Consider the following 10,878-nt stretch of genomic DNA (forward strand, 5'->3'; position numbering starts at 1 on the left):
GGGCATCGAAACAGCCCACGACTCCCGATCTCAGCCAGGGTCGTTGCTTGCACCGCGGTCAGGCCGAATCTTGTGCGCCGCAGACAGCTCACCGCCATCGTCGCCCGCTGCCTTGGCGAAATCGAGGTCGTAGACCAGCCTTTCTCCGCCGGACAGGACGATGAAGCGCTGCCCCCTGGCGCGCCCGATCAGCGTCAGTCCAGCGCGCCGGGCAAGGTCCACGCCCCAGGCCGTGAAACCCGAGCGCGACACCAGGATCGGGATCTCCATCTGGACCGTCTTGATCACCATTTCGCTGGTCAGGCGTCCGGTGGTGTAGAAGATCTTGTCGCGGCCGCAGAGACCGTAGCGGTGCATGTAGCCAGCGATCTTGTCGACGGCGTTGTGCCGTCCGACATCCTCCATATAGACGAGTGGGCGGTCACGCTCGCAGAGGATGCAACCGTGAATCGCGCCGGCCTTCTGGTACAGGCTCGGTTGCCGGCCAATCTGAAGGAACAGACTCTGCAGCCATGAGCAACGTACCTCGGCGGCAGTGTCGAGACGGATGTCGTCGAAGCGCTCCATGATGTCGCCAAAGATCGTCCCCTGCGCGCAGCCCGAGGTGCGAATCTTGCGCTGCAGCTTCCGTTCGTAGCTCGACTCGCTGCGCGTGCGAACGACCACCACGTCAAGGTCGCCGTCATAATCCACGGCGGTGACCGCATCGCCGCCGGCAAGCATGTTCTGGTTGAGCAGAAAGCCCAGGGCCAGCAGCTCGGGGTGGTCGCCGATGGTCATCAGCGTGACCACCTCGGTGCCGTTCAGATACAGGGTCAGCGGTCGCTCGACGACGACACTCAGCGCCACCGCCTGGCCGCGGTGGTCGCAGCCTTCAACGTGGCGTGTGAGCTCCGGATCGTCGGGGTCGGGCGCCAGCGCGAAGGTACTCATTCAGGCACGCTCCAGGCGTACCGCGCAGTACTTGAATTCGGGAATCTTGCCGAAGGGATCGAGTATCGGGTTGGTCAGGCGGTTGGCGGCGGCTTCGTGGTAGCAGAATGGCAGCCACAACGATCCGGGCGCGACGGCCGGATCGGCGCGGGCCGTGGCTTCGACTGCACCGCGCCGGGTGCTCAGGCGGACACGCTCGCCGTCAGCCAGTCCCAGCCGACGCAGGTCTTGGTCACTGACGGTCACCACCGCTTCGGGTTCGAGTGCGTCAAGCGTAACGCTTCGTCTGCTCATCGCGCCGGTATGCCAATGCTCCAGCAAGCGCCCGGTTGACAGGATCAGCGGATACTCCTCGGACGGCTGTTCGTCGGGTGGCAGCAGAGCGGCTGGAACGAAGCCGGCACGACCACTGGGCGTCGGGAAACCATTCTCGAAAACGACGTCGGCACCCGGCACGTCGGCGCCGGCGCAGGGGTAGCTCACCGAACCCTCGCGCAAGAGGCGTTCGTGGCTGATGTTGGCCAGCGAGGGCATCGCCATGCGCATCTCGGAATAGATCGCTTGTGGGCTGTCGTAGCGCCAGTCGAGGTCGACCCGGCGCGCCAGTTCCTGGATGATCCACCAATCAGGCCGGGTATCGCCGGGCAAGGGTAGCGCCTGCCGACCGAGCTGCACCTGGCGATTGGTATTGGTTACGCTGCCCTCTTTCTCCGGCCAGGCCGAAGCCGGCAGGACGACGTCGGCGTAGATTGCGGTTTCGGTGAGAAACAGGTCCTGCACCACCAGATGTTCGAGAGACGCCAGCGCTTGCCGCGCATGCCCGAGGTCCGGGTCGGACATCGCCGGATTTTCTCCAAGGATGTACATGCCGCGGATGTCGCCAGCGGCTGCGGCGTTGATGATCTCGACCACGGTCAGCCCCGGCCGCGGATCGAGAGTCGTGTTCCAGAGTTGTTCGAAACGTCGGCGATTGGCGGCCACCGAGATCGGCAGGTAGTCAGGCAGGACCATCGGGATCAGACCGGCGTCCGATGCGCCCTGGACGTTGTTCTGCCCGCGCAGCGGATGCAGACCGGTACCGGGACGGCCGATGTGTCCGGTCATCAGCGCCAGAGCAATCAGGCAACGCGCGTTGTCGGTGCCATGCGCGTGTTGCGAAATTCCCATTCCCCAGAAGATCATCGACGCTTTCGATCGGGCGTAGAGTCGCGCCACTTCGCGGATTTCGCTGGCCATGATGCCGCAGACTGCGGCCATCGCTTCCGGGCTGAAAGCGTCAAGGTGCGCGCGCATCTCGGCAAAGCCGCTGGTATGGCGGGCGATATACGCCGGATCGAACAAGCCCTCGTCGATGATCGTGTGCAGCAGCGCGTTGAGCAGCGCGACATCGGTCCCTGGCCGGAATTGCAGCGTCTTGTCGGCAAAGCGCGCCAGACCATGGCGGCGCGGATCGATGACGATCAGGCGGGTGCCCTGGCGTGCGGCGCGTTTGAAGAAGGTCGAGGCGACCGGATGATTGGATTCCGGATTGCAGCCGATCAGGATCGCCACCTCGGCCTGGTCGATCTGCATGAATGAAGCCGATACCGCGCCGGAACCGACCCCCTCGATCAAGGCCGCGACCGACGAGGCGTGGCAGAGGCGGGTGCAGTGGTCGACATTGTTGGTGCCGAAACCAGTGCGTACCAGTTTCTGGAACAGGTAGGCTTCCTCGTTGCTGCACTTGGCCGAACCAAAACCGGCAAGTGCGCCGCCACCGTGTTGCTGGCGAATCGACCGCAGCCCGGACGCCGCCCGCTGCAGTGCCTCTTCCCAGCTCGCTTCCCGAAAATGCGTGCCGGGCCTGGCCGGGTCGAAGGCCGCGTCGGCGACCTTGGGCGCGTCATCGCGGCGAATCAGGGGTTTCAGCAAGCGCTCTGGCGAGTGCACATAGTCGAAACCGAAGCGCCCCTTGACGCACAGGCGCTCGCGATTGGCCGGCCCGTTGCGGCCGCTGACGGCGAGGATCCGATCATTGCGGATCTGATAGTCGACCTGGCAGCCGACGCCACAGTAAGGACAGACGCTGGGAACGACGCGGTCGACGGTCTCGCCTGCCCCGAGCAGGCCGCTGCCGTCATCGGCAAGCATCGCGGTCGGCAGCAGTGCGCCGGTCGGGCAGGCCTGCACGCATTCGCCGCAGCCGACACAGCTCGATCGGCCCATCGGGTCGTCGAGATCGAAAACGATCCTCGCCGCTGCGCCGCGACCAGCCATGCCGATCACGTCGTTTGCCTGGATGTCGCGGCAAGCCTGCAGACAGAGCTGGCAGTGGATGCAGGCATCGAGCTGCACGCTCATCGCCGGGTGGCTGCGGTCGGCACAGGCCGCCCTGGTGCGTTGCGGAAAGCGGCTGGCGTGCACACCCGCCTGCCCGGCCCAGTACCAGAACGCCGAGTTGCGGTCGTACGCCTGCGCGCGTGGCGGCTGTTCGGTGAGCAGCAGTTCGATCACCATCCGTCGGCTTTGCCGGGCACGTTCGGAAGTGTCGCTGCGCACCTGCATCCCCTCGCTGACTTGGCGGCTGCAACTGGGGGCGAGATTTCGCTCGCCGTCGATCTCGACCATGCAGGCGCGGCAGTTGCTGCCCGGCTGATAGTCTGGCGCTGTGCGCGTACACAGATGAGGAATCGTCGTACCGGCGCGCCGGGCTGCCTGCCAGATGGTTTCGCCGGGCAGCGCCGTCAACGGGCGGCCATCGAGAACGAAGCGAAGCTCTGCTGATCCGGTCTCAGCCATCGCCGTGGCCTGTTAACAGATGCTGTGGCAGATAGCGCAAGGCCGTCATCAGCGGATTCGGCGCCGCCTGGCCGAGGCCGCAGATCGACGCATCGCGCATCACCGTGGCCAGTTCATTGAGCAGATCCAAGTCCGGTTCGGGTGCGCGGAACATGGCCAGCATCTTCTCGGTGCCGACCCGGCAGGGGGTACATTGGCCGCAACTCTCGTCGGCGAAGAACTCGAGCAGCGCCTGCACCGCAGCGCGCAGGTCATCATGATCGGAGAGGACGATCACTGCCGCCGAACCGATCAGGCAGCCGACCTTCTCGAGTTCGCCGAACTGCAGCGGCAGATCGGCCATGCTCGCCGGCAGAATCCCTCCCGAGGCACCGCCAGGCAGGTAAGCCAGCAGTTGATGACCCTCGGCCATGCCGCCGCAGTAGTCGTCGATCAGGCGGCGCGCGCTGATTCCTGCCGGTGCCTGCTTTACTCCTGGCTCGCGCACCCGTCCAGAGACCGAGTAACTGCGCAGACCGGCAAAACCCTTGCTACCCAGTGCGGCGAAGCGTGCACCTCCGCCAGAGAGAATTCCCGGTACCAGCGCCAGTGTCTCGACGTTGTTGACCAGTGTCGGCCGCCCGAAAAGTCCGGCCTCGGCGACGTAAGGGGGGCGCTGCCTCGGGTAACCGCGCTTGCCCTCGATCGACTCGATCAGCGCCGATTCCTCGCCGCAGATATAGGCACCGGCGCCACGACGCAACTCGATGAAGCCCGCTTCGACCAGTTTCAGGCGTTCGAGCAAGACGATCTCGCGAGTCAGTATGGCGTGCGCGGCAGGGTATTCGTCACGCAGATAGATCCAGCAACGGGTAGCGCCAATGCAACTGGCCGCCAGCAGCAGGCCTTCGAGGAACTGGTGTGGCTGCTGTTCCAGGATCAGTCGGTCCTTGAAAGTACCCGGTTCGCCCTCGTCGGCGTTGCAGACCAGGAAGCGCGGTGCCGGCGCATTGCTGACCAGCCGCCATTTTCGGGCACTCGGAAAGCCGGCGCCGCCCATCCCGCGCAGCCCCGCTGCTTCGATTTCGTCAAGTACCGTCTGGGTCGACAACGCGCCGTCGCGCAGCGCCTGCAGCGGCTGGTAGCCGCCGCGTGCTCGGTAGGCGTCGAAACTCTCGCTGGCAACCGGGAATGGTGTCAGGACCCTTGCCTCGATCAGGGCGAGCACCCCTGTGGTGCTCGCCCGATCGGCATGGCGCTTTCCGACCTGGACCACGGGCGCAAGGTCGCAGCGACCCATGCAGGGTGCCCGGAGAACTCTGGCGCGCACCGGCGGTAGCCATTCGCGCAGCGACGCCATCAGTGGCAGGGCACCCTGCAATCGGCAAGCGAGGCCGTCACAGACCCGGACCGCGAGCACTGGCGCCGGATCGCCATCGTCACAAAGATCGAAATGGGCGTAGAAGCTGGCCGTCTCATAGACTTCAGCGACGCCAATCCGCAGCAAGTCGGCCAGCGCCACGAGGTCTCCCGCGCGCAGACAGTTGTGCTCGTCCTGCAATCGATGCAGATGTTCCAGCAACAGGTCGCGGCGCAGGGGCAAGTCAGCCAGCAGCTTCGCCACGGCGTCACGCCGGTCGGCATCGACCCGTCGGCCCTGGCGCTGCCCGTATCCCTTGCGCTGCCCTGCAACGGGCTCTTCGTGACTGCTCATGCACCGGTTTCCTGATTTGAATTTGGAACCTGAAAGGGAAAGTCCATGAGCATTATGACTGTCGGAATCGATGTCGCCAAGAACATCTTTGTGGTGCAGGGAGTGGATGAGCGCAATTAGAGGTAGTGGAACATCCGCGCATCCGCATAGGTATCCGTGCCTTGGCCTCGGGGAATGACCACGATTCCTGATTCGGTCACGGTAAATCGGTGACGGTCGGCGTCCGCATCGAAACCGATACGATCACCGGCCTCGATGATGTTGTAACGGTCGACGATCACGCGCCTGAGCCTCACTCCCTTGCGCAGCACCGCGTAGTCCATGATGATGCATTCATCGAGTTCCACATCCTCCTCCATGAACACCTCGCGGCGAACGATCGAATTGCGGATGCGGGCCCCCTTGATCAGCCCGCCGGCACTGATGATGCTGTTGTCCAGCTCGGCGTGGAAGAATTTCGGGGACGGCCCCTGATAATTACTGGAGCCGATCCGCCACTTGGGATTGAACAGATCCAACCTCGGTTCGCTACCCAGGAGGTCCTGGTGGGCAGCAAAATAGGCATCGATCGTGCCCACGTCGCGCCAGTAGCCAGGCTCCTCGGAGGCGTGTATGCCGGGGATGCGATTCCCACAGAAATCGTAGGCAAACACCCTTTGTGTCTGGATCAAGCGCGGCAGCAGATCCTTGCCAAAATCCTTTTCTCCCAGGCGATGCCCTTCCCGTAGCGCCTTGATCAGGACCTCGGTTGTAAATATGTAGTTTCCCATCGAGGCGAAGGCGCGCGTCGGGTCACCGGCCATCGGCGACGGCTGGATCGGCTTCTCTCGGAAGCTGCGCACGCGACCGTCGTCAGCAGCATCAATGATGCCGAATGCCGAGGCTTCTCCAATGGGAACCGGCAACGCGGCGATGGTGACGTCGGCTTGGCTGAGCAGGTGAAAGTGGACCATCTGACGGACATCCATCCGATAGACGTGGTCCGCACCAAACACCACAACGAGGTCCGGTGCACGCTTTTCGATCAGTCCAAGGTTCTGATAAACGGCGTCGGCAGTGCCCTGGAACCATTCCGGCCCTTCGCGCATCTGCGGCGGAACGACGGCGATGAACTGCTCGGGAAAGATCGGAGCCAGCAACCAGGAACGGCGGATGTGCTCGATCAGCGACTGCGACTTGTATTGAACCAACAGGTAAATGGAAAATATCTTCGAATTGACCAGGTTCGAGAGAACGAAGTCGACGATGCGAAAACGGCCGCCGAAAGGCACTGAAGGCTTTGAACGATGCTGGGTCAGCGGATGTAGACGGGTGCCTTCGCCGCCTGCCAGGACCAACGCAAGAATATTGGGCGTAATCATCATTTCCTCTTTTCTTACTGAAGGACCGCAGGTTTATCATCATACCGCGATGCGGTCGCTACAGCGCTGCCGTGCCACTCCGGGGATTTGGTAGAATCACGCGCTTACTTGAAACCACATCCTCTGGGAGCTTGCCGTGCAAATCGTCTGCCTCGACCTTGAAGGCGTCCTCGTCCCTGAAATCTGGATCGAATTCGCCACACGCACCGGCATTCCGGAGCTTCGCCGTACTACCCGCGACGAGCCGGACTACGACAAGCTGATGCAGTCCCGCCTCGCCATCCTGGCCGAACACAAGCTTGGCCTGATGGACATCCAGAAGGTCATCGCCGAAATGGGACCGATTGAAGGTGCCCGGACCTTCATCGATGAACTGCGCGAGGACTATCAGTTGATCATCCTCTCCGACACCTTCTACGAGTTCGCGCACCCGCTGATGCGGCAACTTGGCTGGCCGACGCTATTCTGCCACAGCCTCGAAGCCGACGCCGACGGGATGCTGGTACGCTACCGCCTGCGCATGCCCGACCAGAAGCGCGAAGCGGTGCGCCGCCTCAGGGAACTCCGGTTCACAGTGGTGGCTGCCGGCGATTCTTACAACGATACAGCGATGCTCGGCGAAGCGCACGCCGGCATCCTTTTTCACCCGCCCGCGCAGGTCATCCGCGAATTCCCGCAGTTCCCGGTCACACAGTCCTACGCCGAGCTGCGCGCAGAGATTGACAAGGCCTTCGTCGCGGTCACGCCCGCCTAGAAAGGTTACGCAACATGCATTCGCAGCGTTTCTATACCCTATCCGGATCCTGCCCGGATCAGATCGGTATCATCGCGCGCGTTTCCGGCTTCATTGCCCAGCACCGCGGCTGGATTCTCGAATCGAGCTATCATGCCGACGACGGCAGCGGTGAACAGGACGGGCGCTATTTCATGCGCATGGAGGTGAAAGCCGAGTCGCTGCCTTTTCATCTGGCCGAATTTCGAGAGCGTTTCCGCCCGCTTGCCGACGAGTTGTCGATGGACTGGAAAATCAGTGATTCGGCAGTGAAACGGCGCGTCGTGATCATGGTCAGCAAACAGGAACACTGCCTCTACGATCTGCTGTCACGCTGGCAGGCGAAGGAACTCGACATCGAGATTCCCTGCGTCATCTCGAATCACGGCACTTTCAAGGAACTGGTCGAGTGGCATGGCATTCCCTTCCACCATGTACCCATAGACCCCGACAACAAGGCCGCAGCGCACGCCGAGATCAGGCGCATTTACGAGGAAGTCAAGGGGGACACGATGGTACTTGCTCGCTACATGCAGATTCTGCCGCCAGATCTGTGCGACAGCTACCCAGGACAGATGATCAACATTCACCATTCCTTCCTGCCCAGCTTCGTCGGCGCCAGGCCTTACCACCAGGCCTATCGGCGCGGCGTCAAACTGATCGGTGCCACCTGCCACTACGTCACCAGGGAACTCGACCAGGGGCCGATCATCGAGCAGGACGTGATCCGCATCGACCATTCGGATTCGATCGAAGACATGGTCCGCTATGGCAAGGACATCGAAAAAGCGGTCCTCGCGCGTGGGTTGCGCTATCACCTCGAAGATCGGGTGCTGGTGCATGCCAACAAGACCGTGATCTTCCGGTGAACCTGGCTGCTGCTGGCCAGGCACCGGGCTGCGCACCCATCACCGGAGCATCGACGGGAGTTTCGACGGCGTGATCACGCTCAAGAGCGTCAGCCTGCGTCGCGGCGCCAAGATCCTGCTCGACCAGGCGACGGCCACCTTGAACCCAGGCGAACGAGTTGGCCTCGTCGGTCGTAACGGCGTGGGCAAAACCACCCTCTTCGCGCTGTTTGATGGCAGCCTGCACGAAGACGCCGGCGAATTCTCGCGACCCGCCACCTGGCGCCTGGCGCAAGTCGTACAGGAGATGCCGTCAAGCGGCCTGAGCGCCACCGACTTCGTGATCGAGGGCGACCAGGCGCTGCTGGCCGCCCAGCGGCAAGTGCAATTGGCCGAAAGCGAAGGGAGCGATGGCGAACGCCTGGCGAACGCCTACCTGGCTCTGCACGACGCGGGCGCACACGATGCGCAGGCGCGTGCGCAAGCGCTGATCCTCGGCCTGGGTTTCAAGACCATCGAACTGAACAATCCGGTCGACAGCTTCTCGGGCGGGTGGCGAATGCGCCTGCAACTGGCGCGGGCGCTGATGTGCCCTTCCGATCTCTTGTTGCTCGACGAACCAACCAACCACCTCGACCTGGATGCGCTGGTCTGGCTGGAGACCTGGCTCAAACGCTACACAGGAACCATGGTGGTGATCAGTCACGACCGGGAGTTTCTCGACGCGGTGACCACCGTGACCCTGCACCTCGACAACGGCAAGCTGACGCGCTACGGTGGCAACTACAGCACCTTCGAGGAAACCCGCGCCCAGCAGATCGATCTGCAGCAAAATGCCTACCTCAAGCAGCAGGAAAAGATCGCCCATCTGCAGAGTTTCATCACCCGCTTCAAGGCCAAGGCGACGAAAGCCAGGCAGGCGCAAAGCCGGGTCAAGGCGCTGGAAAGAATGGAGCGTCTAGCGCCGGTACTGACCAGCGCCGACTTCACCTTCGAGTTCAAGGAACCCGCCAACCTGCCCAACCCGATGCTGGTCATGAACAATGCCTGCTTCGGCTACCCACCGCCGGTCGATGCGCCTGCCGGCACGCCACCGACCGTGATCGTCCAGCGGGTCAACCGATCGGTCATGGCCGGGCAGCGCATCGGCATCCTCGGCGCCAACGGCCAGGGCAAGTCGACGCTGGTCAAGACCATCGCCCGCGCCCTGCCCTGCAGCAGCGGCACCATCAGTGAAGGCAAAGGCCTCAACATCGGCTACTTCGCGCAGCAGGAACTCGATGTCCTGCGCCCGCACGAAACCCCCCTGCAACACCTGCTGCGCCTGGCCAAGGAATGCTTGCCCACTGGACAAGGCGACCGGGAACAGGATCTGCGCAGCTTCCTCGGCACCTTCAATTTCAGTGGCGAGATGGTCAAGCAGACGGTTGGCACGATGAGCGGCGGAGAAAAGGCCCGTCTGGTACTGTGCATGATCGTCTGGCAACGCCCCAACCTGTTATTGCTCGACGAGCCCACCAATCACCTCGACCTCGCCACGCGCGAGGCCCTGGCGATGGCGCTCAACGAGTTCGAGGGAACCGTGATGCTGGTCAGCCACGACCGCTCTCTGCTCCGTTCGGTGTGTGACGAATTCTGGCTGGTCACCCGCGGTGGCATGGAGGACTTCACAGGCGACCTCGACGACTACCAGCGCTATCTGCTCGACGAGGCGAAACGCATCCGGGAAAGCCTCCGGGAATCACTGAAGTGCGAAAACAGGCCGCCCAGACGTTTGCCGCGCTCCGGCGGCGATAGCGGTACGCCGGGCAAGCTGAAAACCCTGCAGCGGGAGCAGGGGCACATTGAAAAGCGCCTGCTCGACCTCCAGCAGGAGCAGCACACCCTCGAAGCGCGTTTGTCGACTCCGCTCTCGGCACAGGAACTGGCCGACAGCGGCCGCCGACTGAACCAGATCGCGCTGGAGTTGTCTGCTTTGGAAGAACAATGGCTGACCCTTTCCGAACAGATTGATCGGGCAACACCCTCGGTACCTTCGTGAGACGGCCGGTCATACCCTTCACAACCGTTGGAGTAAAGAATGAATTTTGAGTTGGCAGAGTGGTCATCGAAGATCGAGGTGGGGGTACCGGCGATCGATGCACAGCACCGGCAACTGTTCGATCTGGCCGCCACCTTCGGTGGCGATGGTGACCAGATCAGGGTGTTGAAAACACTGGCAATTCTGACTGAATACGTCAAGGTGCACCTGCATGAAGAAGAGCAGTTGATGATGGCCTGTCAATACCCAGGCCTTGAGGCACACCGGAAGTTACACCGGGAGTTTCGCCGGATGCTTTTTGATCTGCTGGAGAACGCCAAGCGGATGACCCTCGACGAAATCGCCGAAGAAGTGAAGTTCCTGATCAACGGCTGGTTCTACAACCATATCCTGGTGGCCGACTTCGACTACGTGCCGAGTGTGCAGGCGGCTGCTATACCGTGCGCGGTCAC

Annotated in this window: 8 protein-coding genes; 4 read left to right on the top strand and 4 right to left on the bottom strand. The window is 62.6% G+C overall.

All coding sequences use genetic code 11. From position 1 onward, the window contains the following. Positions 1-30: 30 nt before the first annotated feature. From AW06_RS08940 to AW06_RS08955, 4 genes are all read right to left on the bottom strand, one after another. Complete coding sequence (locus AW06_RS08940; protein ID WP_034948891.1) at positions 31-933, bottom strand: formate dehydrogenase accessory sulfurtransferase FdhD; 903 nt, start codon at positions 931-933, stop codon at positions 31-33. Further along, positions 934-3,711: a formate dehydrogenase subunit alpha gene (fdhF, locus tag AW06_RS08945; protein ID WP_034948893.1), complete on the bottom strand. Its 2,778-nt coding sequence runs from the start codon at positions 3,709-3,711 to the stop codon at positions 934-936. Then, entirely contained in the window at positions 3,704-5,404 is a 1,701-nt protein-coding gene (locus AW06_RS08950) for an NADH-ubiquinone oxidoreductase-F iron-sulfur binding region domain-containing protein (protein ID WP_034948895.1), read from the bottom strand. The genes fdhF and AW06_RS08950 overlap by 8 nt, the downstream gene beginning before the upstream one ends. 116 nt (positions 5,405-5,520) lie before the next feature. After that, positions 5,521-6,765 (bottom strand): glucose-1-phosphate adenylyltransferase, encoded by a 1,245-nt coding sequence (locus AW06_RS08955; RefSeq protein WP_138678891.1) that lies wholly within the window; start codon positions 6,763-6,765, stop codon positions 5,521-5,523. A 136-nt stretch (positions 6,766-6,901) separates the two neighbouring features. On the opposite strand from AW06_RS08955, the gene thrH reads away from it, so the two are divergent. From thrH to AW06_RS20275, 4 genes are all read left to right on the top strand, one after another. After that, positions 6,902-7,519: a bifunctional phosphoserine phosphatase/homoserine phosphotransferase ThrH gene (thrH, locus tag AW06_RS08960; protein WP_034948896.1), complete on the top strand. Its 618-nt coding sequence runs from the start codon at positions 6,902-6,904 to the stop codon at positions 7,517-7,519. 14 nt (positions 7,520-7,533) lie between these two features. Next, complete coding sequence (gene purU, locus AW06_RS08965) at positions 7,534-8,406, top strand: formyltetrahydrofolate deformylase (RefSeq protein WP_034948897.1); 873 nt, start codon at positions 7,534-7,536, stop codon at positions 8,404-8,406. Positions 8,407-8,476: 70 nt separating this feature from the next. Next, positions 8,477-10,426 (top strand): ATP-binding cassette domain-containing protein, encoded by a 1,950-nt coding sequence (locus tag AW06_RS08970; protein ID WP_034948899.1) that lies wholly within the window; start codon positions 8,477-8,479, stop codon positions 10,424-10,426. A gap of 39 nt (positions 10,427-10,465) precedes the next feature. Next, the coding region (locus AW06_RS20275; protein WP_273704543.1) for a bacteriohemerythrin at positions 10,466-10,878 on the top strand (413 nt) is incomplete at its 3' end.

It is taken from the genome of Candidatus Accumulibacter cognatus, from assembly GCF_000584975.1.
Classification (GTDB): Bacteria; Pseudomonadota; Gammaproteobacteria; order Burkholderiales; family Rhodocyclaceae; genus Accumulibacter; species Accumulibacter cognatus.

Excerpts from the sequence above, each read along its gene's own strand:
- AW06_RS08940 (WP_034948891.1), bottom strand. The coding sequence starts at position 933 with ATGAGTACCTTCGCGCTGGCGCCCGACCCCGACGATCCGGAGCTCACA.
- fdhF (WP_034948893.1), bottom strand. The coding sequence starts at position 3,711 with ATGGCTGAGACCGGATCAGCAGAGCTTCGCTTCGTTCTCGATGGCCGC.
- AW06_RS08950 (WP_034948895.1), bottom strand. The coding sequence starts at position 5,404 with ATGAGCAGTCACGAAGAGCCCGTTGCAGGGCAGCGCAAGGGATACGGG.
- AW06_RS08955 (WP_138678891.1), bottom strand. The coding sequence starts at position 6,765 with ATGATTACGCCCAATATTCTTGCGTTGGTCCTGGCAGGCGGCGAAGGC.
- purU (WP_034948897.1), top strand. The coding sequence starts at position 7,534 with ATGCATTCGCAGCGTTTCTATACCCTATCCGGATCCTGCCCGGATCAG.